General features: G+C 33.5%; 23 protein-coding genes and 2 tRNA genes. 9 read left to right on the top strand and 16 right to left on the bottom strand.

Going from position 1 to position 26362, the window contains the following annotated elements:
• Positions 1 to 124: 124 nt before the first annotated feature.
• Both FND99_RS10465 and FND99_RS10470 read right to left on the bottom strand, forming a co-directional pair.
• Positions 125 to 1219, bottom strand: a complete 1095-nt coding sequence (locus FND99_RS10465; RefSeq protein ID WP_144337945.1) for an HmuY family protein — start codon at positions 1217 to 1219, stop codon at positions 125 to 127.
• A 12-nt stretch (positions 1220 to 1231) separates the two neighbouring features.
• Entirely contained in the window at positions 1232 to 3346 is a 2115-nt protein-coding gene (locus tag FND99_RS10470) for a TonB-dependent receptor plug domain-containing protein (RefSeq protein ID WP_144337946.1), read from the bottom strand.
• 106 nt (positions 3347 to 3452) lie between these two features.
• Between FND99_RS10470 and FND99_RS10475 the strand changes: the two genes are divergently transcribed.
• On the top strand, positions 3453 to 4358 hold the full coding sequence (locus tag FND99_RS10475; RefSeq protein WP_144337947.1) for a DUF6607 family protein: 906 nt from the start codon (positions 3453 to 3455) through the stop codon (positions 4356 to 4358).
• A 307-nt stretch (positions 4359 to 4665) separates the two neighbouring features.
• On the opposite strand, the gene argS is transcribed toward FND99_RS10475, so the two are convergent.
• Positions 4666 to 6444: an arginine--tRNA ligase gene (argS, locus tag FND99_RS10480; protein ID WP_144337948.1), complete on the bottom strand. Its 1779-nt coding sequence runs from the start codon at positions 6442 to 6444 to the stop codon at positions 4666 to 4668.
• A gap of 325 nt (positions 6445 to 6769) precedes the next feature.
• Between argS and FND99_RS10485 the strand changes: the two genes are divergently transcribed.
• Complete coding sequence (locus FND99_RS10485; protein WP_144337949.1) at positions 6770 to 9187, top strand: TonB-dependent receptor domain-containing protein; 2418 nt, start codon at positions 6770 to 6772, stop codon at positions 9185 to 9187.
• A gap of 92 nt (positions 9188 to 9279) precedes the next feature.
• Here the strand turns inward: FND99_RS10485 and FND99_RS10490 are convergent, their stop codons facing one another.
• Together FND99_RS10490 and FND99_RS10495 are read right to left on the bottom strand one after the other, a co-directional pair.
• Complete coding sequence (locus tag FND99_RS10490) at positions 9280 to 9951, bottom strand: copper homeostasis protein CutC (RefSeq protein ID WP_144337950.1); 672 nt, start codon at positions 9949 to 9951, stop codon at positions 9280 to 9282.
• Positions 9952 to 10131: 180 nt separating this feature from the next.
• Positions 10132 to 11139 (bottom strand): 3-oxoacyl-ACP synthase III family protein, encoded by a 1008-nt coding sequence (locus FND99_RS10495; protein ID WP_111379936.1) that lies wholly within the window; start codon positions 11137 to 11139, stop codon positions 10132 to 10134.
• Positions 11140 to 11402: 263 nt separating this feature from the next.
• Between FND99_RS10495 and FND99_RS10500 the strand changes: the two genes are divergently transcribed.
• Entirely contained in the window at positions 11403 to 13814 is a 2412-nt protein-coding gene (locus FND99_RS10500) for a S9 family peptidase (RefSeq protein ID WP_144337951.1), read from the top strand.
• Positions 13815 to 13908: 94 nt separating this feature from the next.
• On the opposite strand, the gene FND99_RS10505 is transcribed toward FND99_RS10500, so the two are convergent.
• From FND99_RS10505 to FND99_RS10515, 3 genes are all read right to left on the bottom strand, one after another.
• Positions 13909 to 14859, bottom strand: a complete 951-nt coding sequence (locus tag FND99_RS10505; RefSeq protein WP_144337952.1) for an ABC transporter ATP-binding protein — start codon at positions 14857 to 14859, stop codon at positions 13909 to 13911.
• Positions 14860 to 14966: 107 nt separating this feature from the next.
• Complete coding sequence (locus FND99_RS10510) at positions 14967 to 15662, bottom strand: OmpA family protein (protein WP_144337953.1); 696 nt, start codon at positions 15660 to 15662, stop codon at positions 14967 to 14969.
• Between the two features lie 17 nt (positions 15663 to 15679).
• Positions 15680 to 16183 (bottom strand): lipocalin family protein, encoded by a 504-nt coding sequence (locus tag FND99_RS10515; RefSeq protein WP_170245700.1) that lies wholly within the window; start codon positions 16181 to 16183, stop codon positions 15680 to 15682.
• A 202-nt stretch (positions 16184 to 16385) separates the two neighbouring features.
• Here FND99_RS10515 and htpG point away from each other — a divergent pair, with 202 nt between their 5' ends.
• The 5 genes from htpG (at position 16386) to FND99_RS10540 (ending at position 21570) form a co-directional block, all read left to right on the top strand.
• Positions 16386 to 18269 (top strand): molecular chaperone HtpG, encoded by a 1884-nt coding sequence (gene htpG / locus FND99_RS10520; RefSeq protein WP_144337954.1) that lies wholly within the window; start codon positions 16386 to 16388, stop codon positions 18267 to 18269.
• 173 nt (positions 18270 to 18442) lie between these two features.
• On the top strand, positions 18443 to 19369 hold the full coding sequence (locus FND99_RS10525) for a hypothetical protein (protein ID WP_144337955.1): 927 nt from the start codon (positions 18443 to 18445) through the stop codon (positions 19367 to 19369).
• Positions 19370 to 19795, top strand: coding sequence for a hypothetical protein (locus tag FND99_RS10530; protein WP_144337956.1), 426 nt, complete (start codon positions 19370 to 19372; stop codon positions 19793 to 19795). It abuts the gene before it with no gap.
• A 98-nt stretch (positions 19796 to 19893) separates the two neighbouring features.
• Positions 19894 to 20700, top strand: a complete 807-nt coding sequence (locus FND99_RS10535; protein WP_144337957.1) for a hypothetical protein — start codon at positions 19894 to 19896, stop codon at positions 20698 to 20700.
• A 132-nt stretch (positions 20701 to 20832) separates the two neighbouring features.
• Positions 20833 to 21570: a DUF4369 domain-containing protein gene (locus FND99_RS10540; protein WP_144337958.1), complete on the top strand. Its 738-nt coding sequence runs from the start codon at positions 20833 to 20835 to the stop codon at positions 21568 to 21570.
• An 80-nt stretch (positions 21571 to 21650) separates the two neighbouring features.
• Here FND99_RS10540 and FND99_RS10545 read toward each other — a convergent pair whose 3' ends face one another.
• From FND99_RS10545 to idi, 8 genes are all read right to left on the bottom strand, one after another.
• The gene (locus tag FND99_RS10545) at positions 21651 to 22109 is read right to left on the bottom strand and encodes a DUF5362 family protein (protein WP_144337959.1); all 459 of its coding nucleotides are present in this window, start codon (positions 22107 to 22109) and stop codon (positions 21651 to 21653) included.
• 291 nt (positions 22110 to 22400) lie between these two features.
• Positions 22401 to 22477 (bottom strand) — tRNA-Thr (locus tag FND99_RS10550).
• Between the two features lie 108 nt (positions 22478 to 22585).
• Positions 22586 to 22659 (bottom strand) — tRNA-Thr (locus tag FND99_RS10555).
• Positions 22660 to 22735: 76 nt separating this feature from the next.
• Positions 22736 to 23002: a hypothetical protein gene (locus tag FND99_RS10560; protein ID WP_012022371.1), complete on the bottom strand. Its 267-nt coding sequence runs from the start codon at positions 23000 to 23002 to the stop codon at positions 22736 to 22738.
• A gap of 57 nt (positions 23003 to 23059) precedes the next feature.
• Positions 23060 to 24028 carry a type I phosphomannose isomerase catalytic subunit gene (locus FND99_RS10565; RefSeq protein WP_144337960.1) on the bottom strand — a complete coding sequence of 323 codons (969 nt, stop codon included), beginning with the start codon at positions 24026 to 24028 and terminating at the stop codon, positions 23060 to 23062.
• Between the two features lie 58 nt (positions 24029 to 24086).
• A complete protein-coding gene (locus tag FND99_RS10570) occupies positions 24087 to 24545 on the bottom strand; it encodes a peroxiredoxin (protein ID WP_144337961.1) in 459 nt (152 codons plus the stop codon).
• Positions 24546 to 24548: 3 nt separating this feature from the next.
• Positions 24549 to 24959 (bottom strand): 6-carboxytetrahydropterin synthase, encoded by a 411-nt coding sequence (locus FND99_RS10575; protein WP_035650236.1) that lies wholly within the window; start codon positions 24957 to 24959, stop codon positions 24549 to 24551.
• A gap of 22 nt (positions 24960 to 24981) precedes the next feature.
• Positions 24982 to 25509, bottom strand: coding sequence for an isopentenyl-diphosphate Delta-isomerase (gene idi, locus FND99_RS10580; protein WP_144337962.1), 528 nt, complete (start codon positions 25507 to 25509; stop codon positions 24982 to 24984).
• Positions 25510 to 25804: 295 nt separating this feature from the next.
• Between idi and msrB the strand changes: the two genes are divergently transcribed.
• Positions 25805 to 26359, top strand: coding sequence for a peptide-methionine (R)-S-oxide reductase MsrB (gene msrB, locus FND99_RS10585; RefSeq protein ID WP_144337963.1), 555 nt, complete (start codon positions 25805 to 25807; stop codon positions 26357 to 26359).
• Positions 26360 to 26362 lie beyond the last annotated feature (3 nt).

Here is a 26362-nt window from a genome sequence, read left to right on the forward strand (position 1 = left end):
TCTAACCTCTTTATCAAAAAAAAAATAAAAAAACAAAGCTAATGATTAACTAAATATCGATACGTATACATCGTAAGTTAAAATGAGATAATCTTTATAATATTTTAATTTTTTAAATGTTAAATTATTTTAAGATTGCGTATTCTAAAACAGTATTACCTCTAACTCCAGCATCATTTGTCAAAGAAAGGAATTTAACTTTATAGTAATTTCCAGCTGCATCTTTTACAACATAAAAACGATCTGTTCTGATACTTGGCAATGAAGTTGGTCCACCACCATTTCTCCAACTAGCTCCAATTACTCTTTGATCTGTTGCAGAAACAGTAAAGTTTGCTTCAACTACATCTGCTTTTGCAAAAGCCTCATAAGTTTTAACAGAAGTTAATACTTGGTAAACTTGTGTTCCGCCTTTTACATTAGTTGTAATAAAATCTGAATAACCATAAGTAACTTCAATTGGCTTATTATCAGCATCCACAGATGGAATATAATTTGTAAATGTTGTGAAATTTAAATCCCATTTTGCTTTTTCTGGCTCAACCGAAACTGTACTTCCTGTAGTTAAACTAAAAAAAGAAAAATTATAAGCAGCATCTTTGGCAATAGTTTTTTCAGTAAAAGTTGTCGAAGTTAAATCAGCATATTGAATTTTATAACCATTTCCGCTTCTTAAAATTCTAACTTTTTTCCATCCTCTTGCATCGCCATCAACACTAACAGACCCTACTGCTGGCTGAGTAGTAGAAACAGTTAATCCTAAATTTACTAAGTAAACTTTGTTATCAGCATCTGTAGCAGAGATTTCAGCAATTGCAGTTCCGATTCCAGCACCAGCACCAGCTAAAACTCCTGTTGGATTATCCACAAATCCATTGTTAGAAAGTGTAGTACCACCTCCCACTGCAACGTTTGCATCAGCTGTCTGAGACAAAGTAATATCTGAAGTAGCAAGTTTTTTTACTGCCATTTTAAGAGAACCGTTTATGATTACTCTAAAATCTGAACCCGTTGAGAAACCAAAATCCCAAGCCGTTCTGTTTACAGATTTAGAATCTTCACTACTTAAATCTAGATAAACTTGATTTGGCTCGTTTGGCCCGCCAATTGCTGGTTTTAAAGTTGCTCCAACAGTAGGAACTTCTACTGGAGTATTATCGTCACTTGAACACGAAGCCAGTGATAGAAGAGCGATTGATAAAAATAATAACTTTTTCATGGTATTTATATATTAAAGATTAAGATTATACGCTAATTTCAAAAAGTAAGAACGCCCGTAAGCAAGCATTACCTCGCCTGGCCCTGCATGTCCAGCAGCACTTGCAGTTCCTGTTTGTCTTACATTAGTCACATCAAGAACATTTCTTGCTCCCACTGTAACTTCAAAATGATCTTTGAAGAAATTTTGTCGAACAGTAAGATCAAGCCAATTGCTTGGATCAACTTCAGATAAAATATAGGAAGAAGAACCTTGGATATATTGTCGAGTTTTACCGTTGTATTTATAATATCCTGAAACAATTGTTTTCCATTTTGGAACGGTGTACGAAAAACTTGTGTTTAAATTGAAAGAGTAAAGAAATTGATCATCAGATGTAAATACCTGATTATCTATTTTCTGAGAAATGCCAATTAATGCAGCACCGAAATTGAATGTGAAGTTGTCTTTTCGCAATTGATTCATAGTTGAGAAATTCCACATTCTGTATTTGCTGATATTGATGTACTGATATTCTGGATTTCCAGTATCTGGATTAAATCTTATTAATGCCATGTCAATTCGGTCATTAACATTCAGATAACTTCCTGCAAAAATGTTGGAAAGTTGCAAACCAGATGAAAACAGAGTCATTTTCTTAAGACTGGTTTCATAAGAAGTACTTGTTTCAGGAATCAAGTTTTCGTTTCCTGTAAAAAAGTGTCCGTCGAATATTTGTTTAGAATATAATTCATCAAAAGTTGGCGTTCTAAAAGAGTTACCATATGACCCGCGAAGTTCAATTCCTTTTTCAAATAAATATCTTAAACCCAAAGAAGAAGCATATTGATTTTTAAATTGAGACTGAGCAGAAAATCGTATTCCTGGTCGGATGGAAAATTTATGCGTTGCCATAATTTCTGACGAAGCAAAAAAATCATAATTTTCAAGTGTTTTTTGAACTGGAGTAAAAATATTGTTTGCCTCTTGAACCAAGGAATAACCCTTATTGTTGACAAATTCATATCCTAATTGAAGATCGACGGTTTTATCTCTAAAGAAATTATTTAAAGTTCCTGTCGAATATAAAACTTCCATCGACTGATCTTTTACAGTCGTATTATTTGCTTCTGTTTTACTTCCTAAATAGTATCTAAAACTCTCAACATCACGTTCTTGTTTTTGATGTGAAAGCGAAACATTATAATTTAATTGAGAAAATAGTCTACCCGTTGCATTTAAATTATGAAAATATCTATCAGTAAAATATCTTTTATCATCGGCATAACGATACGACCCAAGAGTACTGTTATAACCTGACTGAACAGTACTGTTATAATAATCTACATTTTCATCTAAAAACTCGAATTTATAGTAAAAACGGAAACTACCTTTCTGATATGCTATGGTTGCAGTACCGTTTAATTGATCTTTTGGAAGCCAACTATAACCACGTGTTCCATCATTCTCAGCATAATTTTCTCCGTTTTTGTCATTTAGGTATCCTTGAAAATCATTACGATTGATTCCCGCCGATACAAACCAGTTTTTATCAAAAGTATGAGAAACTCTTAAAGATTGAATGTGACGTCCTTCATCAAAAAGAGAATATTCATTATTAACCGTTTCCTCTTGAACTGATGCATTGATTCCCCATTTATATTTTGAGGATTTTTTCGTAATGATGTTTAAAACACCACTTACGGCATTTGCGCCATAAGTTACACCCATTGACCCTTCGACAATTTCAACATGATCAACATCATTCAGGTTAATTTGTGACAAATCGATATTATTCCCAAGACCAGCTTCATTAACTAATGGCACATTATCAACCAAAATTTTAAAATACTGCGCACCTAAACCAAATAAAGAAACTGTAGAACGACCACTTGTCCCACTTGGAGTTACTGTAATATTTAAATATTGATTTAAAATATCGGCCAAATTGTTTGCTGCCAAATTTTGAATATCCTGATTTGAAATCACACGAACATTAAAAACAGATTTTTTTATGGATTGTGGCTCGAACTGTCCTGTTACAACAACTTCCGAAAGTTTTTCTTTGGAAGCTATACTATCTTTTTGCTGAGCAAAAGAATAAGTGCAAAATAGAAGTCCAGCAAAAAGGGTAATTTTAATTTTCATTATTTTTATTCAGTCTTAATAATGACGCAAATATATAAACTATTTTTATTTGTTCTAAATAAATTATATATATATTTGCAAAAATTTAAAAACAAAATAATAAGTTATGATTACAAAAAGCCTCTATTTAACGGCCGTAATGGCTTTGACTTGCGCACTTGGCTTCAGTCAGGACAAAAAACAGCAAGACATCAAATCAATAAAATCGATGTGTGGTTGCTACGAAGTAAAATTCAACTTCACCGAAACTTTTTCATACCCAAAAGATTCTCTTACTTATAAGCCATCAGAAACTAAACACGAATCTGCTTTAGAATGGGTTCAATTATTAGATGATACTCCTAACAAAATTGTAATGCAGCATTTATTGATTGTGAGCGACGATATGATTATCAAACACTGGAGACAAGATTGGTTGTATGAAAACACAGATTTGTATTCGTTTGACAAAGGAACTTCTTGGAAGTATAAAAAATTAGACAAAAAAGCCGTTAAAGGGCAATGGACTCAGAAAGTATATCAAGTAGATGACAGCCCAAGATATGAAGGATCATCAACTTGGGTACATGTTGACGGACAAGATTACTGGTCAAATGTTGCTGATGCTCCGCTACCAAGAAGAGAGCAGACAAAACGTAACGACTATAATGTTTTAAAAAGAAGAAACATTCATGAAATTACGGCTACAGGATGGAATCACGAACAGGATAACGATAAATTAATTAGAGATGACAGCGGAAAAGATGTTCTTTTAGCTCAAGAAAAAGGATTTGACGTTTATACAAAAGTCCCAGATTCTAAATGCGCTGCAGCTCAAAAATGGTGGGCAACTAATAAAGATCTTTGGCAAAACGTTCGTAACAAATGGCAAGTTCTTTTTGACAGAAAGCAAGACTTAAACTTAGAAGCAAAAGTGGATCGCAAAGCTTTATATTCTCTTTTATTTGACTTAAAACCAGATGCAACAAAAGCAGAATCTGACGCTATTATTGACAAGTTCGTTAAAAAATAAAATTGTTTATGTTAGTTATAAAAAAAGCCGGTAAATTAATTTTACCGGCTTTTTTTTATCGAGAAAGTCTAAAAGTAATTAAGTTTTTTTAATGATTTTTACTAAAAGTTTACTAATTCATAATAGTTAAAAAAAAATACAAAACGGCACTTTTAAATTTCAACCACGATTATTTCAAACAAAAATACTTTACAAACAAAAATACTTTACAAACAAAAATTAGTAAGGCACAATAAGTCCAAAAAACATCAAAAAAAGCCGATAGTTCTAAAACTATCGGCTTTCTAATATCTAAAAATTCCTCTTTTTACATTCTCTCCGGAACTTCAATTCCTAATAAGCTAAACGCAGATTTGATAACCTCAGCAACTTTTTGAGAAAGCTGTACTCTGAAAATCTTTTTAATCAAATCAGCTTCACCTAAAATATGAACAGATTGATAGAACGAATTATATTCTTTCACCAAATCATATGTGTAGTTTGCAATTAATGCCGGACTATGATTTTGAGCGGCATTTTGAATTACTTCTGGAAAAAGTTCGATTTGTTTTATCAGCTCCTTTTCTTTTTCGTGAAGTTCTTCGATAGTTGTTTTCTCAGAAAAATCAAAATCGGCTTTACGAATTATAGATTGGATTCTCGCATATGTGTATTGAATAAACGGACCTGTATTTCCAGCAAAATCTACAGATTCTTCTGGGTTGAACAAAATACGTTTCTTTGGATCTACTTTTAAAATGTAATATTTCAAAGCACCAAGACCAATTGTTTTATACAATTTTGCTTTTTCTTCTGCAGAATAACTGTCTAATTTTCCTAAATCTTCTGAAATCTGTTTTGCAGTATCCGTCATGTCCTGCATCAAATCATCGGCATCGACTACAGTTCCCTCACGGCTTTTCATTTTTCCAGAAGGCAAATCAACCATTCCGTATGACAAATGATACAAGCTTGAAGCCCAGTCAAAACCAAGTTTTTTCAAGATTAAAAACAGTACTTTAAAGTGATAATCTTGCTCGTTTCCAACTGTATAAACCATTCCACCAACATCTGGCATATCTTTTACACGCTGAATTGCAGTTCCAATATCCTGCGTCATATAAACTGCAGTTCCGTCAGAACGCAAAACAATTTTACGATCAAGGCCTTCATCTGTCAAATCAATCCAAACAGAACCGTCAGGATCTTTTTCGAAAACTCCTTTATCTAAACCTACCTGAACAACATCTTTTCCTAATAAATAGGTATTGCTTTCATAGTAATATTTATCGAAGTTAACTCCTAGATTATTGTAAGTTGTGGCAAAACCATCATAAACCCATTGGTTCATCATTTTCCAAAGTTCGATCACTTTTTCATCGCCGGCTTCCCATTTTTTAAGCATTTCCTGAGCTTCAATAATAATTGGAGCTTGTTTTTTTGCTTCTTCCTCAGTTTTCCCAGTTTCGATTAATTGGTTGATTTCTGTTTTATAAGCTTTGTCAAACTCCACATAATATTTCCCAACTAATTTATCTCCTTTTAAATTTGAACTTTCTGGAGTTTCTCCGTTTCCGAATTTCTCCCAAGCCAACATCGATTTACAAATATGAATTCCACGATCGTTGATGATTTGCGTTTTATATACTTTTTTTCCTGACGCTTTTAAAATTTCGGCAACAGAATATCCTAACAAATTGTTACGAACGTGGCCTAAGTGCAAAGGCTTATTTGTATTTGGTGAAGAATATTCTACCATAACTGCTTTATCAGCAGGATCTGGTGAAACATAACCAAATTTTTGACTGTCTTTTATTTCATTAAAGAAATTCAAGTAATAACTGTCTGAAATAACAATATTCAAAAATCCTGAAACTACATTAAAGCGAGCTACTTCAGAAACATTTTCAACTAGATAATTTCCAATTTTATTTCCAAGTTCGGCCGGATTGCTTTTGATGACTTTCAGCAATGGAAAAATTACCATAGTAATATCGCCTTCAAACTCTTTTCTAGTAGTCTGAAATTCGATTTTATCAACTGAAACATCAAATAATGCCTGAATTGCTTTTTGTATAGAAGGTGTAAGAATTTGTGATAATGACATGTAACTTATTTTAAAGTGAGCAAAGATACAGCTTATTCATCAATTACAGAAAATGAAAAACATATAAAATCGAACAAAACGTTTAGAATTTCTTAAAAAAGCCTTTTAGATGAATGTTAAAATTATCAAAAAATCAAAACGCTAATCTGCTACAAAACAGAACATATCAGAAAAAAATAAAAAAAATTTAAGTTTTTATTGTAACATATCAACCATAAAAGAGTCTTAATAGTGACTTTGAATTTATTTGAAGCAAAAAAAATCTAACAAAAACAAAAAAACAAATCATCATCATCAATCAAATCAAAATAATCAAGTACTAATTATGAAATTAAAATTTTTTCTGTTTGCATTATTCAGTTTAATCGCAACAGCACAGGCCCAGAATTCGGGGACAGTCTCCGGAAAAATTATCGAGAAATCGAATAACGCACCTATTTCGTATGCAACTGTTTCCATCAAAGACAATGGCAAAGTTGTGTCTGGGGTCAACACAGACGACAATGGGGATTTTAGCATCAAAAATTTAGCATTAAAAAGCTACACAATCGAAATTCAATACATTGGTTTCAAAAAATACGTTGGTTCTTTAATTTTAAGCGAAAACAGAAAAACGGCTACCGTAAACGTTTCTCTTGAAGAAGAAGCAACTCAATTAAAAGGAGTAAATATTGTCGCTGAGCGCTCTACAATTGAGCAAAAAATTGACCGCAAGGTAATTACTGTTGGAAAAGATTTGACCACTGCTGGAGCTTCGGCATCTGACATTATGAGCAATATCCCATCAGTAAACGTAGATCAAGACGGAAAACTTTCGCTTCGCGGAAACGACAATGTGCGTGTATTAATCGACGGGCGTCCATCAAATATTGATCCTGCTCAATTATTAAAACAAATTCCTTCGACTTCCATCAAAAAAATCGAATTGATTACAAATCCAAGTGCTAAATATAATCCAGAAGGAATGTCTGGAATTATCAATATCGTGTTGCACAAGAATGCCAATACAGGTTTCAACGGAAGCTACAGTGGCGGTATTACTTTTGGAGAAACTGCAAAATACAATCAGTCACTAGATTTGAATTACAAAACCGGAAAAGTGAATTTCTTCGGGAATGGAGGTCAAAACTTTGGAACGTATTACAATAAAGGACACATTCAAAGATTTGATCAGGATATTACTCAAAACTTGAACATTTCAAATGAAAATGATAATTACCTATACAAACTAGGTATGGATTATTTGATTAACGATCACAATACTTTATCATTTTACACGAATCAAAACAAATCGACTGGAAACGGAAATGTAATTACTGATATTGATTATAAAAACGGCGATCCAAATATTTTGAACATTTACCAAAATTCAACTTACAAGGGACCAAGCACAACTGGAACTTATAATTTAGCGTACAAGCATATTTTCAAAAAAGAAGGACATACTTTAGATTTTGAAGGAAACTACAGCGACACTAAAGTAGATCAAAATGCTACTTTTAATACGCAGACAACAAGACCTGACAATTCAGCAAACAACGTTCTTTACAGCGATATGATTGGCGATCAGCGAAAATTAAGCACTTTAAACGTTGATTACGTAAATCCGTTAAACGACAAAACCACTCTTGAAGCTGGTACTGAAGCAAGAATCACGAGAACAAATAATGATTACAACACTGGCAACCCTTTAGTTCCTATTGATCAAAGAGTTTCAAACTATACTTATGACACTGATATTTATTCAGCTTATGTAACATTTGGACAAAAGTTCAAAAAATTCAGCTACCAATTAGGAACCCGTTTTGAAAACTATAAAGTTCAAGCGAACTTAAATCACGGTCAAGATAAATTTAATGACGACTATTTTACATTATATCCGTCAGCTTATTTGACCTATAATTTGAATGAGAAAAACGTATTGCAATTCAGCTACAGCCGTCGTGTTGACCGCCCAAGCTTAGAGCAGACAAAACCTATTCGTGAATTTTCTACTCCGTTAGTAACTTCATACGGAAATCCTGAATTGAGACCCCAGTTTACAAATTCTGTTGAAGTAAATTATACTAAAACGCTTGAAAAAGGAAGCATAACTGCCGGTGTTTATGTAAGAAGTATTAATGATCAAATTAGCAGAACTTTAAGTCCAGATCCAAACGATCCATCTGGATACAAGCAAATTTTAAGTTACACAAATTACGATCATAACAGTGCTTACGGTTTTGATGCGTCTTTCAATTATAAAATCACGAAATGGTGGGATATCCAGCCATCTATCGATTTTTCGAGCATCAAACAACAAGGAGTTGTTTTCAAATTTGATCCTGCAACAGGTACAAGTTCACCAATGGAACGCAGCGTTACTACATCTGCGTTTAATGGACGTATGAACTCAAACTTCAAGCCAACGAAACGTTTAAGTTTCTTATTGTTTGGATTTTACAGAGGACCAGTTGAAGATGTTCAGCAAAACAGACATGAAATGTACAAAATGGACATAGGTTCACGTTATACATTATTAGATAACAAAATGAATATCAGCGTTCGTTTCAACGATGTATTCAAAACAATGAAATATTCGTTTGACGGAGTTTATCCTTATCCGCAAACAGGTCAGTTTTCATGGGAAAGCAGAACTGTATATTTAGGTTTGACTTACAACTTTGGAGGAGGAAAAATCAAAAATTTACAGCGTAAACAAAGAGAAGATAACACTAATAAAGGTGGTGGCGGAATGTTTTAATCCCACTTTGATTAGTAGATTTTAATAGTTCTTGTAGAAAAGAAAAGCCTGGAGTATGCCAACTCCAGGCTTTTTTATTTTAATAATTTGTTTTACAAAAAATTTCGCAGTTCTTTTATTTCTTCTGGATTTGCAGTTTCTGATTTATCTGTAATTGCTGAGGAATGATAAAAAGTTGGCTGTAATTTATCCTGCAATAATTTAATATTTGAAGATCTCAGTCCTCCACCGGGCATGATTTCGATTCGGTCTTTGGCCAATTTTTGAAGCAATTCTAAATCGAAAATTCCTTCTTCAACATTTCGTGCTTTTCCCGAAGTCAAAATAGTTTTAAAACCACAATCAATTACATCTTCAAGTCCTTTTTCAAGAGATTCGACAACGTCAAAAGCACGATGAAAAGTACATGAAAGCGGATGCGCCAAATGAACTAATTCCCTATTTTGTCTTTTATTGATTTTTCCGTTCGCTTTTAAAATTCCGAAAACAAAACCATCAACACCGAGTTTTTTATACTGTTTGATATCTTGTTTCATTTCTGTAAGCTCTTCGTCAGAATAAACAAAATCGCCACCGCGAGGCCTAATAATAACGTGCATTTTTATGTTTACGCTTTCGCGGACTTTCACTACTAAAATAGAATTTGGCGTTGTTCCTCCTAACTCCATGTTTTCGCACAGCTCAATTCTGTCCGCACCATTTTCCTGAGCAATCAAGGCCGATTCGTAATTAAAACATGCTATTTCAAGTTGATTTTTTTTCATTGTAGATTAACGCTATTTTCTTCTGGCTTGTCATTGCGAGGAACGAAGCAATCTCATTCAAATTAGAAACGCAGTATTGCATGTGAGATTGCTTCGTTCCTCGCAATGACACAAACAAAATTATAAAAAAACCTGCTCCAAAATGAAGCAGGTTTAAAATATAATGCAAGATGAATTAATTTACCATTTGATAATTGCGCTCGCCCAAGTGAATCCACTTCCGAAAGCGGCTAAAACTACTGTATCCCCAGATTTTATTTTTCCTTGTTCCCAAGCTTCGGTCAAAGCAATTGGAATAGAAGCTGCAGTTGTATTTCCATATTTCTGAATATTATTATGAACTTGATCGTCTGTCAATTTAAATTTATTCTGAATGAATTGCGAAATTCTCAAATTCGCCTGATGCGGAATCAACATATCAATGTCAGAAACCTGCAAACCATTTGCTTCTAAACCTTCATTGATTACTTCGGCAAAACGAACTACTGCATTTTTAAACACAAATTGTCCGTTCATATAAGGATAATAACTTTCGTCGTTTGGATCGTTATCTGCAATAATATCCGTTACCCAGCGCGCTCCCATTCCCGGCGCCTGCAATGCTAACTCTTCAGCATGCTGTCCTTCTGAATGTAAATGCGTTGATAAAATTCCTTTTGTCAAATCTTCTTCACGGCTCAAAACAGCTGCTCCTGCTCCGTCTCCAAAAATAACTGAAACGCCACGTCCGCGAGTTGTCATGTCTAATCCTGTCGAATGTACTTCAGAACCAATAACCAAAATATTTTTATACATTCCGGTTTTAATATATTGATCAGCAACAGAAATCGCATAAACAAAACCAGAACATTGATTTCTTACATCTAAAGCTCCAACTGTTCTTAATCCTAAATCACGTTGCACTAAAACTCCAGGGCCTGGAAAATAGTAATCTGGACTTAAGGTTGCAAAAACTACAAAATCAATATCTTCTTTGGCTACGCCAGAACGTTCTATTGCAATTTTAGCCGCTTTTACTCCCATTGAAGTTGTGGTATCTTCTCCACGAATGATATGTCTGCGCTCCTGAATTCCAGTTCTTTCCTGAATCCATTCGTCATTAGTATCCATAATCTTAGACAAATCATCGTTGGTCACAACATTTGAAGGAACATAATATCCTAAGCCCGCTATTTTTGAATGATACATATTCTTTTATTGTTTGTTAAAAAATTGGATTGCAAATTTACGTATAGTTTAAAACATAAGCACCCAAATTACTATTTTTTTCGTTATTGACAATTTAATATACTTTAATTCTAAAGTTCGATAAAACTTTTTCTTTTAAGAAAAATCAGTATTTTGTTAAAAATGATGAAAACTATTGAAAATATGCTTTAAAATGTAACAAGATTAAAGTACATTAGTCAAACATTACGAATACCATTTTTTAAACCCCTAAAATTCAAATTATGAAATTAAAGGTTACGCTACTCTTATTTCTAAACTTTGGTTTTTTAGCTTTTGCCCAAGAAAGCTTGACTTATCAAAAACCTCCCAAATCAATTTTAGATTTAGCCGATTACGAACGAGCTCCAACTGTATCAATGGATACTAAAAAGGAATATATGTTATTAATGTATAGGCCGACTTATAAAACATTAGACGACTTAAACCAAGAAGAACTTCGTTTGGGCGGGTTAAGAATCAATCCTATTACTAATATTTCAAGTTCTGTAACGTATTTGAACAATTTAAAAGTTCGAAAAATCAACAGCAAGGAAGAAGTACAAGTTACAGGTTTACCAAGCAATCCAAAAATCAGCAATATTTTATGGTCGCCAAATGACAAAAAAATATTGTTCTCGAATACTGCCGCTACAGGAGTTGAACTTTGGGTTATAGATGTTGCAACGGCAAGTGCTACAAAACTTACCGATGCTACTGTAAATGCAAATCTTGGAAATCCGTTTAGCTGGTTTTCAGACAATGAAACGATTTTGGTAAAAATGCTTCCAAAAAACAGACAACCATTATTGGATGCTAAAAAAGATTTGCCAACCGGACCAATTATTTCAAATACTTCTGGAGAAAAATCTCAAAACAGAACGTATCCAGATATGCTGAAAAACAGAAATGACGAGATAAATTTTGAAAATATCGTTACTTCTGAGTTGTATAAAGTGAACCTAAAAGGAGATGCTGTTTTATTTAAAGATGCTGCAATGTACTATGGAGAAAGAATTTCGCCAGACGGAAATTACATTATGCTGACAACTATTCAAAAACCATTTTCATATGTTGTGCCTTTATATAGATTCCCTTCACGAACTATTGTTTATGATGCAAGAGGGAAAGAAATCAAAACTGTAAACGAGGTTCCGTTAAACGAAATAATTCCTAAAGGTTTTATGGCAGTTCGAAAAGGAAAACGTGAAATGGCTTGGAGAAACGACAAACCTGCTACATTAGCATACGTAACTGCTTTAGATGAAGGAGATCCAGCAAACAAAGTAGAATTTAGAGATGAAGTTTTCTTGTGGGAAGCGCCTTTTGCAAACGATCCGACTTCATTAGCAAAAGTGCCTCAGCGTTTTAGCGATATAACTTGGGGAAATGACAATGTTGCGGTTCTTTCTGACGAATGGTACGATACTCGTAATACAAAAACGTATTTAATCAATCCGTCAAATCCAAGTGAACAGCCAAAACTGATTACAGACAGAAATTCGCAAGATGTTTATTCTGATCCAGGGGTTTTTGAAACAAAGAAAAACGAATACAACAAATATGTTTTAGCGATTGAAAGCGACAATGCTTTCCGCATTGGGGACGGATTTACTAAAGCGGGTCAGTTTCCTTTTATAGACGAATTTAATTTGAAAACATTAAAATCAAAACGTCTTTACACTTCTTCTTATAAAGACAAAAAAGAAGATTTATTAGAAATTGAAGATTTTAAATCGGGTAAAGTTTTAGTTCAGATTCAGTCTAAAAGTGAATACCCGAATTATTATTTCAGAAATATTAAAAAACAAAACAGCCTGACTCCTATTACCGCTTTTAAAAATCCGTTTGAAAGCATAAAAGATGTGAGTAAAGAAGTTATCAAATACAAACGTAAAGATGGTGTTGAACTTTCTGGAACTTTATATTTGCCAGCTGGCTACGACAAGGTTAAAAAAGAAAAACTGCCTTTATTGATCTGGGCGTATCCAGCAGAATATAAAGACAGAAACAGCGCCGGGCAATCGACTCAAAATTCAAACGAGTTTACTTTCCCTTATTACGGTTCGTTTGTTTATTGGGTAACAAGAGGTTATGTTGTTCTTGATGATGCTGCTTTCCCAATTATTGGAGAAGGCACAACAGAACCAAACGACAACTTTATTTCGCAATTAGTTGACAATGCCGAAGCTGCGATCAATGCTGTAGATGCTTTAGGATATATCAACCGTAAAAAAGTAGCAGTTGGCGGACACTCCTATGGTGCTTTTATGACTGCTAACTTATTGACGCATTCTAATCTTTTTGCGTGTGGAATTGCAAGAAGTGGTGCATACAACAGAACTTTGACTCCATTTGGATTCCAAACAGAACAACGCAACTATTGGGAAGTTCCTGAAGTTTACAATACCATGTCGCCTTTCATAAATGCTGACAAAATGAAAACACCAATTTTATTAGTTCACGGTGAAGCCGATAATAATCCAGGAACTTTTACTTTGCAGACAGAACGTTATTTCCAAGCATTAAAAGGTTTAGGTGCCAATGCAAGAATGGTAATTTTGCCAAAAGAAGCGCATAGTTATGTAGCTAAAGAAAATATTTTCCACCTGCTGTGGGAACAAGATCAGTTTTTAGAAAAATATCTAAAGAACTAAATTCATTAATTTGATTCCAAAATTAAACCCGACAGCTTTTTAAAACCTGTCGGGTTTGTTATTTTAAAAATTATCAAATTGACACATTCTCTACTTAAAGATAATTTAAGCCAAGGAAAATTTCTTGTTCCAAAGGCAAATCAATTTCACTTTCAAAAAAGATCAATTGTCTTTTGTAAACGGTTTCAATCAAATAATGATTTCCTCTAAAATAAGTTCGTCTGATTTTTACCGGAAGCTTAGATTCAGCAACCATTTTAAACTGATGCGGATACACTAATGTTTTATGCGTTTCATCACTGTAATCAAGCAACAAATGTGTTGCTACTTCATTTACTTCACCAAATAATGAAGCCACATATTTAGTTTCTGGATCTTCGTATATTTTTGTTGGATTGCCTTTTACGATCACTTCGCCATTTCGCATTACAATGGCTTCATCAGCAAATGACAAAGCATCTGTGCTGTCGTGTGTCGCAATAATAGTCGTAATTCCTTTTTGTTTTAAATATCGAAACAAATTTCGGCGCAAGGCATTTTTTCTAAAAGCATCAATCTGACTGAAAGGTTCGTCAAGCAAAATTACTTCTGGTTCTAATGCCAAAACACGAACCAAAGCCACTCTCTGCTGCTGTCCTCCACTCAAAAATTTGGTTTTAACATTGGCGAAATTTTCCATTTCTACCATTTCCAATAATTCCTGCACACGCAGTTTTTTCATATTGGCAAAACCGTTTGATAAAAATTTACCAACATTCTCTGCTACAGTTTCATAAGGAGACAAATCAAAATCCTGAGCCAAATATTTCATATAAGGCATTCCCGGAATCAAATTGTATTTTGGACCTAAAACAGGTTTTTCATCATAAAAAATCTTGCCTTCGTCTAAATCATACAAACCATAAATCAATTTTAGAAGCGTACTTTTTCCGCATCCGCTTTCCCCGATAATGGCAATATTTTCGCCTTTATTTACAGTAAAAGAAACGTTATTTATAACGGGTTTGTCAGTGTACGAAAAAGAAATATTTTGAATGTCGAGCATGAGTTGAATTTGAGAGTTCAAATTTACAATGTTTAATTCCTAAAGTCAAAAAAAAAGCTGCTTCAATTATTGAAACAGCTTTAAAGAAATTTTATTGTCTTTTGAAATTATTTTCCAGCCTCGGCTTTAGCGTCATTTACCATTTTGTCATTTGCAGTAATTGCAAACTCTACACGGCGGTTTTGGCTTCTTCCTTCTGGCGTATCATTTGTTGCAATAGGATCAGCAATACCTAAACCAGAAGTTTTGAAACGGCTTGATTTTAATCCTTTAGAAACTAAATAAGCTTGCACAGATGCTGCTCTTTGTCCTGAAAGTGTCAAGTTGTATTCTGGTTTTCCTGTATTATCAGTGTAACCAAAAATTTCAATATTAGTATCTCCGTATTCAGTAAATACTGGAATCAATTTATCTAAATTAGCTTTTGCCTGAGCAGTCAAAGTTGATTTGTTAGTATCAAAACGAACAGCATTTTCGTTAAGCGTCAAGTGAATTCCTTCACCTACTCTTTCAACATCTGCACCCGGAAGCGCTTGATCGATTTCACGAGCCTGTTTGTCCATTTTATTTCCAATAAGAGCTCCAGTTCCTCCACCCACAGCAGCTCCAATAGCAGCTCCTAATGCAGCGTTTCCTCCGTGTCCTAAATTATTTCCTAAAATACCTCCAATTAAACCTCCGGCAACAACGCCAATTCCGGCTCCTTTTTGTGTATTATTAGCATTTTTTACTGAATCGCAACTTGCAAAAAAACTAGTTAATACAAGTAAACTACTCAAAGTTAAAACGGTTATCTTTTTCATGTGTGTATATTTTAATATTAATTGGCTCTTTGAAATTGGTAAGTAACATCTTTAGTTTGACCACCTACATTAATGTTGTCAATCAATTGGAATGAATTATCAGTTACACCAGCAACTTTCAATAAATAACCTGATTTTACATTTTTAGATTTTGTGCCCGGATCTACAATTTTAAGAACAAAAAGCCCCTGATTATTTATACTCCAAACAATTGGCGAACTAAATGCTGTACAGCTAGGCGCAGTCAAAGCCATCGTTCCTTTATTATTGTTTGAAATAAAACTCCATGTACTTCCAATAAAACATTTAGAATCTGCTAAGTCAAACGAATTTACTTTGATATAATCAGAACCTGGATAAGAAACATTGGTTAAAACCCAATTTCCTTTAAGCGCTACTTGAGTAGATTTATCAAGTTTAGTAGAAAGCGTTGGTGCTTCTGTTGAAGCTGGAGTCGACGAAGCTGATTTACATGCAACAAACATAGCGGCGATCATGCAAATGAAAATAATTTTCTTCATTTTGTTCATTTTTTAAGTTAATACTTACGCGTTTAACAATTATTATACCACAAATATACGATTCATTGAAATATTAACAGTTCTAAAATCTGATTATTTTCTTTCAAAATTAACACTTGCGACATTTTGTCATTCAAAAAACAATTGGTATTCTATTTGAACAAATGAAAATCATCACATTAAACTCAAAAATTAAAAAAATATGACAACAGGTAAAATTAATGTTTCGGTAGAAAACATCTTTCCCTTGATCAAAAAGTTCTTATACAGCGATCACGAAATCTTTTTGCGTGAGCTGGTTTCAAACGGAACAGACGCTACTTTAAAATTAAAACACCTTATCAGCATTGGCGAAGCTAAAGTTGAATATGGAAATCCGGTTATCGAAGTTAAAGTAGATAAAGAAGGTAAAAAAATCCATATTATCGACCAAGGATTGGGTATGACGGCTGATGAAGTTGAAAAATACATCAACCAAGTTGCCTTTTCTGGAGCTGAAGAATTCTTAGACAAATACAAAGATTCTGCTAAAGATTCTGGAATTATTGGTCACTTTGGACTTGGTTTCTATTCTGCATTTATGGTTGCTGAAAAAGTAGAAATCATCACAAAATCATACAAAGATGAGCCTGCAGCACACTGGACATGTGACGGAAGCCCTGAATTTACTTTAGAGCCAGCTGACAAAACTTCACGCGGAACTGAAATTATTCTTCATATTGCTGAAGATTCATTAGAATTTTTAGATGATTCTAAAATCAGCGGGTTATTGAATAAGTATAACAAGTTTATGCCTATTCCAATTAAATTTGGAACAAGAACAGAAACGCTTCCAAAACCAGAAGATGCTCCTGAAGATTACGTTAACGAAACAATTGAAGTTGACAACATCATCAACAATCCAAACCCAGCTTGGACAAAACAGCCTTCTGAATTATCTGATGAAGATTACAAAAACTTCTACAGAGAATTGTATCCAATGCAATTTGAAGAACCATTATTCAACATTCATTTAAATGTAGATTATCCGTTCAACTTAACTGGTATTTTGTATTTCCCGAAATTAGGAAACGACATGCAGATCCAGAAAGACAAAATTCAGTTGTACCAAAACCAAGTTTACGTTACCGATAACGTAGAAGGAATTGTTCCTGAATTCTTGACGATGTTGAAAGGAGTTATCGATTCTCCAGATATTCCGTTGAACGTTTCTCGTTCTGGTTTACAAGCAGATGGAGCGGTTAAGAAAATCTCAAACTACATCACACGTAAAGTTGCTGATAAATTAAAATCATTATTCAACGAAAACCGTGCTGATTTTGAAGCAAAATGGAACGACATTAAAATCGTTTTAGAGTACGGAATGCTTTCTGAAGATAAATTCTACGAAAAAGCTGGAGCGTTTGTATTGTATCCAACTGTAGATGATAAGTATTTTACTTTAGATGAATTAAAAGAAAAACTAAAAGAAAACCAAACTGATAAAGATGGTAAACTTGTAGTTCTTTATGCTGGAAATAAAGATGCACAGCACTCTTATATTGAAGCTGCAAAAGAAAAAGGCTACGAAGTATTGCTTTTAGATTCTCCGATTATTTCGCATTTAATTCAGAAAATTGAGAACGATAATAAAGATTTGACTTTTGTTCGCGTTGACTCTGATCATATTGATAATTTGATCAAAAAAGATGAAAACACGATTTCTAAATTATCTGAAGAAGAAAAAGCAACTTTAAAAACGTCTTTAGAAGCTTATATTCCAAAAGCATACAGTGTTCAATTAGAAGCTATGGATTCTCAAGCAGCTCCGTTCATTATTACGCAGCCAGAATTTATGCGAAGAATGAAAGAAATGAGCCAAACTGGCGGAGGAGGAATGTTCGGAATGGGAAATATGCCAGAAATGTACAATTTGGTTGTAAATACGAATTCTGATTTAGCTTCAAGCATTTTAAATACTGAAGACAAAACACATCAAGAACACTTGGTAAAACAAGCTTTAGACTTAGCAAAATTATCGCAGAATCTTTTAAAAGGTGAAGCTTTAACTGCTTTCGTTAAAAGAAGTTTTGAGATGATTAAATAAAGTTTTTAAATCTTACTCTTTATAATTAAGAACCTGCAAGTTTATATTTGCAGGTTTTTTTTATTCAATTAATTGAAAAACAATTACTTAAAATCACATTAGTTGAAATATTTCCCTAACTTTATAGCTCCAAAAATGCAGGAAACTTAATCTACAAGATAAAAACCAGTTAGATGAAGAAATTCATACTCGTGATTATTTCTTGTATATTCTTTTTTTCTTGCGTTTCAAAAAAAGAATTTCAATCGAAAGAACAAGAAATTGCTTCACTACAAAAGCAATTGGATAGTATTCATAAAAATGGCTTAGCGGACTCCGACAGCGACAGTGTTATTGACAAATATGATGCTTGCCCAAATTTGAAAGGCGAATTAACCGCAAAAGGTTGTCCGGACAAAGACGGCGACGGCGTTCCTGACTCAGAAGACGAATGTCCTGATAATCCTGGCTCCAAAGAAGATAACGGATGCACTTATGCCAAAATGGAAAGCAAACTTCCTAATTATGTAATTTATTTCCAAAAATTAAATCCAACTAAAACAGTTTATCTCACTCCTTACTTTAAAAAAGGAATTTCCTTGAAACAGCTTAATTTGCAGCTCACAGATGTTTTAGAAAAAAAATTAAAAATCGAAGCCGGCAATTATAAATATTTTGATGTTGGAAACGGAAATTATGCCATAATTACCCGAAAAGAATGTATTACAAAAGATGGAAAAACTATTAATACAGAACATTGCAAGCCAGACAAGGATTGTTCCTGGTTTCAATTTTCTTGTGTTGAAGAAGGCTATTCTAGGTTTTATCTGTTTTTAATTACCAAAAAAATTATCGGCGAAAATCCGGCTGGATTTGATGAAGAAGAATTCAAGAAAATTTTTGAAACTGATGCCTTAGATTCGAATTGGAAAGCAGTTCCCGAGGTTAACAAACTACTTTCAAATCCTGAAAATAAATTTACCGACGATTATTCGGTAATCGTTAAATTATTCGAAATCAAAAAAGAAGGACAAATGGGCGACGCCACAATATTGGAAGATCCTACTTATGAATTTGAAAAACAAATAAAAAACTGTTTTAAACCTAATACGCCAAACTAAATGACATTTTTTATTGCTCAGAAACAATTGATCAAATTATGGTTTATTTGGACCATGTTGCTGTTAATTTTTGTTGGTTATCATTTGCTTTTTGGAATCTTCAAACCAATTCCGAAAGAAGTTATGACGTGGTTTGCTAAATATCTTGCCTCTATTTTTGCTTTGATAATGAGCAGCACTTTTTTTAGTCAAAAGCTATTTGAAGAACAGCTTAATGACAAAATCTATTTTTATCTCGCTATTGGCACATCTGTACTTTACCTAACTTTTATTACAGTTGTTTTGGTAATTCTTCCTCGCACAGAAGAGGTTAATTCGAAAGAAGATTATTTGGTAGAATTAAAAAATATGGGGCTAGTTTTTAATTTTCTACTGCCGATTCTTACCGGAGTTTTGGGTTATTTTTTCTACAAAAGCAAAAAATAAATAGCACCTAGAATTACACTTGCTGAATTTTTCATTGCAATTCATTTTTTTTGTTACATTTGAACACCTTTAAATCTAACTCAAACAAAATAACTGCTATGAAAAAAATCGCTCTTTTAGTTACAACTATCTGTGCAACAGCACTAACTTATGTTTCTTGTTCTGGAGACGGCCAAATTGCAAACCAAACCGACACAACTGCCGTAGGAGCTTCAATTTCTATTGATGCCGCAAACGAAATGGACGTAAACACAGGATTATCTGTAACAAACAGTTCAGGAACATCAAAACCTGCCGTTGCTGTTTGTGCAACAATTACGGTTTCTGGAACTGCTTATCCTAGAGTCTTTACAGTTGACTACGGAACTGCAGGTTGCGTTGACAATCAGCTTACAAGAAAAGGAAAACTAAAACTTACACTTTCTGGACCAGTAACTACTACAGGAAGCAAATTGACAATTGAAAGAATCGACTATTCGATCAACGGAGTAAAACTTGAAGGAACAATCGAATATACAAATACTACAACTGTTGCAACTGTTCCTCAATTTACTAGAAAAGTAACAAACGGAAAATTTACTGATTTAGTCGGAAGAGTTTACACAAATTCAGGATCATACACAGTAAAACAAACTGCAGGCGTTGACACTCCTTTGGTTCTTGAAGATAACGTTTATGAAATGACAGAAGGCACTCACACTGTAACAACAGAAAAAGGAGCAACATTGACATTGACTGTTCAAGAAGCATTGGTTAAAAAATATTCTTGCGTTTACATTTCACAAGGAAAATTAAAAATCGAAGGCGGATTTTTGAAAGGAGTTATTGACTACGGAAACAATGACTGCGACAGCAAATTTACTTATACACACGAGAGTGGCGTGACCTACAACTTACAGATGTAAAAGTCTCATTTTTATAAAAATACAATGAATCCCAATTTAGAAATAGATTGGGATTTATTTTTTATTAAAATTTAAAACACAATAGTGGCATTCAAACTATTTTCTTTATTTTGCACCAAAATCTAAAAACCAATGAAAAAATCAATTATTGCCTTTGCTGCAATTGCACTATTAGCATCATGCAGCAAAAAAGAATCAGCTCCAGACAACCTGCATATTACAGGAAATATTAAAGGATTAAAAAAAGGAACTTTATATATTCAAAGAATTGTTGACACTTCGCTTGTTGCAATTGACAGTATCAAAATTGACGGAAACTCAGCATTTGAAAGCGATATCAAACTTGAATCTCCAGAAATGCTTTATTTGTTTTTAGACCGAGGTGTTACAAATTCAATGGACAATAATATTTTATTCTTTGCTGAACCTGGAAATATTAATATTGACACAAACTTAGACAACTTTATTTACAGCGCTAAAATTACAGGTTCAAAAAATCAAGAATTATACGAAGAGTACAAAAAAATAAACAGTCGTTTTAATGATGAAAATCTAGCGCTAGTTGAACCAAGATTCAAGGCAATGAAAAGAAACGATCAAAAAGCGATCGATAGTTTAAACGCAAGACAAGAATCAAATATCAAAAGAAAATATTTGTATGCAACAAACTTCGCGCTTAACAATAAAGACCACGAAATTGCACCTTATATTGCTTTAGCAGAGATTTACGATATCAACATCAAATTCTTGGATACCATCCAGAAATCGATGACGCCAAAAGTAGCAAAATCACTTTACGGAAAGAAATTGACCACATACATTGCTAATCTGAAAAAGCAAGAACAAAAAGCTCCTGCAGCCGCAGAATGACAAAACCAAAAACGTCCTGAAAATTCAGGACGTTTTTTTTATGTAAAAATTTTAAATCGTATTCTAAACTAATAAGAAGACTATCTTCCTAATAAACCTCCGAAAATAGCAAGTACGAAAAACAATGCATACAATGCCAAAATAGATACCATTAAAATACCGATAAATTTGTAGTGCGATTTTAAATATCCTAAAGAAGATGTTAGCGCTTCAGAATCGTTTTCTCTAAATGCCCTTTTAGCATTTGAACTAAACTTGAATAAATAATAAACAGGAAAGAAGTAAATCGCGCCAATAAACAAATAGAAAAAGCTCATTAACGCTCCAAAAGAGCTGCCATAAACTCCCATTCCCGGCATTGCCGATCCCATTGCTGAGAAAAACGCCCCTGCAAAAACTGCGATTAAAGCAAAAAGCCCAATTCCGACAAATCCTAGAATTGATAAAAAATACGCCCACTTGGCGGTTTCCTGTAAAAAATCTTTTGCAGAATGATCGAGCTGCATCTCAAAATTTTCAAAAACTGAAGTTTCTTCCATTAGTATATGTTTTTTGGTTATAAAACAAACATAAGAAAAATATTGTTACAATTATATTAAATAGAAGTTGTGATGATTTGTTTGAGGTTTTTGTTTTTTTTAGTTTCATGTTTCATGTTTTGGAGGGCTTCGACTTCGCTCAGCCTGACAAACCACAAACCACAAACCACCAACCACCAACTATAAACCACCAACTATAAACCACCAACTATAAACCACCAACTATAAACTATAAACCACAAACCCTAAAATTTTGAGCAAAAAAAAACCACCACATTTCTGTGATGGTTTTGGAGCCGATAGAGGGACTCGAACCCACGACCTGCTGATTACAAATCAGCTGCTCTAGCCAGCTGAGCTACATCGGCCTATTTTCCGGGTGCAAAGATAAAATTGTTTTTTATATTTCCAAAAATAATTTCACACCTCTCTTTATTATTAAAAAAACCATCACATTTCTGTGATGGTTTCCGTTGAGCCGATAGAGGGACTCGAACCCACGACCTGCTGATTACAAATCAGCTGCTCTAGCCAGCTGAGCTACATCGGCGTCATTACGGGTGCAAATATAAAGCGGTTTTTCAATTTCCCAAAATAAATTTGCACTTTTTTACACTTTTTTTTGCTTATAGTGCGTTGATTTTTTCAATCAATTGATTAGCAGTTTGTTCTAATTCCACATTGATTTGTTTAAAGTGTGCTTTTTTATTTTCAACGTTCTTAGCGTTCACTTTTGTAATCAAAGTATCAAATGCAGCAATAGCTTCATCGATCAAAGCATTCGTTTCTGGAGTTGGATTTCCTGTTGTAGACATCTCAAACAAGTAAACTGCTTCAATAATATCACCTAATACGAAATTGATGTCTTTCTTTAAATTTTTAACGTTTGCCATTTTTATTATAATTTTAATTTGCGTTTGCAAAAATACACATAATCTTTAGATTAAGTGCTATGAAATGTAAATTTCTAAAATTGAAGCTTTTCCGCTCAAAATAAATGCATTTATCGCAGCCGGAACTAAAACCGTATCTCCTTTTATGTAGGTGTGTTTAAAACCATTATATTCAATTTCAAAACTTCCTTCAATACACATATAAACTGTAAAAGTTTCACCAGATTTAGAAACTTCTATTTTATCTTCTAACGGAATAAAATTTGTTGTAAAATAAGGGCAATCAACAACCGTGTTTGAAACATTTGATTTTGTCTCGTATTTCTTCTGTGTATCAACTTTATTATAATTGATCGCATCAAGAGCCAAATCTACGTGTAATTCTCTTTTATTTCCATTAGCATCTACTCGGTCAAAATCATATAATCGGTAAGTAATATCAGATGTCTGCTGAATTTCGGCAACCACTAATCCTGCTCCAATTGCATGAACAGTTCCTGTTTCTAAAAAGAAAACATCACCTGGTTTTGCTTTTACGTCATCTAAAATAGAAACCAATGTATTGTCATGCAAATGTTTCAAATATTCCTCTTTGCTTGAGTTTTCTTTAAAACCAACAATAATTCTTGAATCGGCATCAGCTTGCATTACGTACCACATTTCCGTTTTTCCGAACGAATTATGGCGTTCTTTCGCTAATTTATCATTTGGATGAACTTGAATCGAAAGATCTTCGCGAGCATCTAAATATTTAAAAAGAAGAGGAAACTGCTTTCCGAAGCGTTCATGAACTTTAGTTCCTAAAATTTCATGTGGCGTTTCATCAATAAGCTCCGTTAAAGATTTACCTTTTAAGCCACCATTTGAAACCACACTTACATCGCCTTCAACAGTAGATAATTCCCAGCTTTCACCGGTAATTTTTGAAGTGATTGGTTTGTTTAAAACTGTTTTCAATTTTTCGCCTCCCCAGATTCTTTCTTTCAAAATTGGTTCAAACTGCAGCGGATATAATTGTGTACTCATATTTTTTAGGGCTAATTTCTTTACTATTTAAATATTCTCGTAATACTATTTTCTTAATTTATAAAACTAATTCTTTAATTGTTTCAAGCGCTTTCTGAATATGTTTTTCGGCATTCATACTATCGAAAACATAAATAACAACACCATTTCTATCAACGATATACGTTACTCTTCCCGGTAGAAGCCCAAACAAATTATTTCGGACACCAAAAAGCTGCCTTAATCTTTTATCTGAATCTGAAAGTAAAATAAAAGGCAATTTATGTTTATTGGCAAATTTATGATGTGATTTTACACTATCGCTGCTGATACCTATAACTTCGGCTCCCAAATCTTTAAAATCTTCGTATTGATCACGAAAACTGCAGGCTTCAGTTGTACAACCCGGCGTATTATCTTTTGGATAAAAATAAATTACAACCGGTTTTCTTCCTAAAATACTTTGGCTTTCAAAAAGTTCTCCGTGATTATCCTTCGCAGTAAAATTCGGAACTATATCTCCTATTTTTAATGACATTTATTATTCTCCTTTATAAGTTACAAAATTGCGATCCGTTTCATTCAGAACGATTTCAAGATCGAAATCGGGCTGAATTCTTTTTCTAATTTTATTCCATATCACAACAGCAATATTCTCGGCTGTTGGATTCAAATCCTGAAATTCCGGAACATCCAGATTCAGGTTTTTGTGATCAAAGGGAATCTCAACTTCTTCAAGTATAATATCCGCTAATACTTTCACATCTAAAACAAAACCAGTTTCTGGGTCAATTTTTCCTGTAACACTAACAGTTAAACCATAATTGTGACCATGAAAATTGGGATTATTGCATTTTCCAAAAACAGCATTGTTTTTTTCAGATGTCCAATCTTTCCTATACAATCGATGCGCAGCATTAAAATGTGCTTTTCTTGATATGGTTACTCTCATTTAGGTTTTTGGTTAATTTTGGTTATATTTTGTGGTCTTCAAGATAATGATCAAATTCATCAAAAATTATCTTAAACCAAACTGTATATCTTTCGGGATGTTTTTCAATATCACTTTTCACATCTTCAATGCTCATCCATTTCCATGCTTCAACTTCTTCCGGATTAATAGCAGGCTCATCATCATAATAGCCAATCATTACATGATCAAGCTCATGTTCTGTCAAACCATTATCAAAAGGCGCTTTGTAAATAAAATGAAAAAGCTCTTTTAATTCGCTTTTAATTCCCATTTCTTCAAAAAGCCTTCTGTTTCCAGCTTCTATATTGCTCTCGCCTTCGCGCTGATGACTGCAGCAAGTATTTGTCCAAAGCAAAGGAGAATGGTATTTATGATGTGCTCTTTGCTGGAGCATAATTTCATTTTTCTTATTCAGGATAAAAACCGAAAATGCACGATGCAAAAGTGCTTTTTCATGTGCTTCTAATTTTGGCATCAAGCCAATCTGTTCGTCGATTTCGTTAACTAATATTACGTTTTCTTCTGTCATAGGGCGTATTGAATTAACAAAAATACGAAAAAAGAAATGGCTATAAAATCCTAGAAGACATTGTGAAAAGTTTAACTACTTTACCATTTTTATAAGATTCTGATTCACAACACACTACATTCGCTATCAAAACAAAAATCCTTGAAAAATAAGATACAAAAACTGCAACCGTTGATTTTACGTAAATAATAAAAAGTTAAAACATACTTAAAAATATCTGAATTGTCATTTGTACGACATTTCAAAATTAAATCTCACCGTATATTTGAAATACCAATTAATTCAACTAAAAATCATGAAATTTAAAAACTTAATTTTCAGTCTTTTCTTTATAATGCCGCTTTTTATTTTTCAGGCTTGCGGGCAAAACAGTAAAAAACAAGAAGCAAAAACAAATGTTATGGAAAACAAAATCAGCAAACCGGGAAATCCTTATTATTCAAACACCGACGCAACAAAACTAAATGTTAGTGATGCCGAATGGAAAAAAGTTTTGCCGGAAGATGTATATGCTGTAATGCGCCAAGCTGACACCGAAAGACCGTTCACAGGGAAATATTGGAATACTGACGAAAAAGGAACTTATTATTGCGCATCGTGCGGAAATAAACTTTTTAGATCGACTGCTAAATTTTCGAGCAGCTGCGGATGGCCAAGTTTTTTTGAACAAGACAACAAAAAAAGCGTGGTTTACAAAAATGATAATTCATTCGGGATGGAAAGAATCGAAGCGCTTTGCGGGCGATGTGGCGGACATTTAGGGCATTTATTTGATGATGGACCTGCGCCAACCGGAAAACGTTACTGCATGAACTCCATTGCCTTAGACTTTGTTCCTGACACTAAATAATCT

It is taken from the genome of Flavobacterium daemonense (assembly GCF_007341385.1).
Taxonomy (GTDB): Bacteria; Bacteroidota; Bacteroidia; order Flavobacteriales; family Flavobacteriaceae; genus Flavobacterium; species Flavobacterium daemonense.

Excerpts from the sequence above, each read along its gene's own strand:
- FND99_RS10530 (WP_144337956.1), top strand. The coding sequence starts at position 19,370 with ATGACATTTTTTATTGCTCAGAAACAATTGATCAAATTATGGTTTATT.
- FND99_RS10565 (WP_144337960.1), bottom strand. The coding sequence starts at position 24,028 with ATGAGTACACAATTATATCCGCTGCAGTTTGAACCAATTTTGAAAGAA.
- idi (WP_144337962.1), bottom strand. The coding sequence starts at position 25,509 with ATGACAGAAGAAAACGTAATATTAGTTAACGAAATCGACGAACAGATT.
- FND99_RS10470 (WP_144337946.1), bottom strand. The coding sequence starts at position 3,346 with ATGAAAATTAAAATTACCCTTTTTGCTGGACTTCTATTTTGCACTTAT.
- htpG (WP_144337954.1), top strand. The coding sequence starts at position 16,386 with ATGACAACAGGTAAAATTAATGTTTCGGTAGAAAACATCTTTCCCTTG.
- FND99_RS10465 (WP_144337945.1), bottom strand. The coding sequence starts at position 1,219 with ATGAAAAAGTTATTATTTTTATCAATCGCTCTTCTATCACTGGCTTCG.
- FND99_RS10510 (WP_144337953.1), bottom strand. The coding sequence starts at position 15,662 with ATGAAAAAGATAACCGTTTTAACTTTGAGTAGTTTACTTGTATTAACT.
- msrB (WP_144337963.1), top strand. The coding sequence starts at position 25,805 with ATGAAATTTAAAAACTTAATTTTCAGTCTTTTCTTTATAATGCCGCTT.
- FND99_RS10490 (WP_144337950.1), bottom strand. The coding sequence starts at position 9,951 with ATGAAAAAAAATCAACTTGAAATAGCATGTTTTAATTACGAATCGGCC.
- FND99_RS10475 (WP_144337947.1), top strand. The coding sequence starts at position 3,453 with ATGATTACAAAAAGCCTCTATTTAACGGCCGTAATGGCTTTGACTTGC.
- FND99_RS10500 (WP_144337951.1), top strand. The coding sequence starts at position 11,403 with ATGAAATTAAAGGTTACGCTACTCTTATTTCTAAACTTTGGTTTTTTA.
- FND99_RS10560 (WP_012022371.1), bottom strand. The coding sequence starts at position 23,002 with ATGGCAAACGTTAAAAATTTAAAGAAAGACATCAATTTCGTATTAGGT.
- FND99_RS10495 (WP_111379936.1), bottom strand. The coding sequence starts at position 11,139 with ATGTATCATTCAAAAATAGCGGGCTTAGGATATTATGTTCCTTCAAAT.
- FND99_RS10540 (WP_144337958.1), top strand. The coding sequence starts at position 20,833 with ATGAAAAAATCAATTATTGCCTTTGCTGCAATTGCACTATTAGCATCA.
- argS (WP_144337948.1), bottom strand. The coding sequence starts at position 6,444 with ATGTCATTATCACAAATTCTTACACCTTCTATACAAAAAGCAATTCAG.
- FND99_RS10545 (WP_144337959.1), bottom strand. The coding sequence starts at position 22,109 with ATGGAAGAAACTTCAGTTTTTGAAAATTTTGAGATGCAGCTCGATCAT.
- FND99_RS10570 (WP_144337961.1), bottom strand. The coding sequence starts at position 24,545 with ATGTCATTAAAAATAGGAGATATAGTTCCGAATTTTACTGCGAAGGAT.
- FND99_RS10575 (WP_035650236.1), bottom strand. The coding sequence starts at position 24,959 with ATGAGAGTAACCATATCAAGAAAAGCACATTTTAATGCTGCGCATCGA.
- FND99_RS10505 (WP_144337952.1), bottom strand. The coding sequence starts at position 14,859 with ATGCTCGACATTCAAAATATTTCTTTTTCGTACACTGACAAACCCGTT.
- FND99_RS10485 (WP_144337949.1), top strand. The coding sequence starts at position 6,770 with ATGAAATTAAAATTTTTTCTGTTTGCATTATTCAGTTTAATCGCAACA.
- FND99_RS10515 (WP_170245700.1), bottom strand. The coding sequence starts at position 16,183 with ATGAAGAAAATTATTTTCATTTGCATGATCGCCGCTATGTTTGTTGCA.
- FND99_RS10525 (WP_144337955.1), top strand. The coding sequence starts at position 18,443 with ATGAAGAAATTCATACTCGTGATTATTTCTTGTATATTCTTTTTTTCT.
- FND99_RS10535 (WP_144337957.1), top strand. The coding sequence starts at position 19,894 with ATGAAAAAAATCGCTCTTTTAGTTACAACTATCTGTGCAACAGCACTA.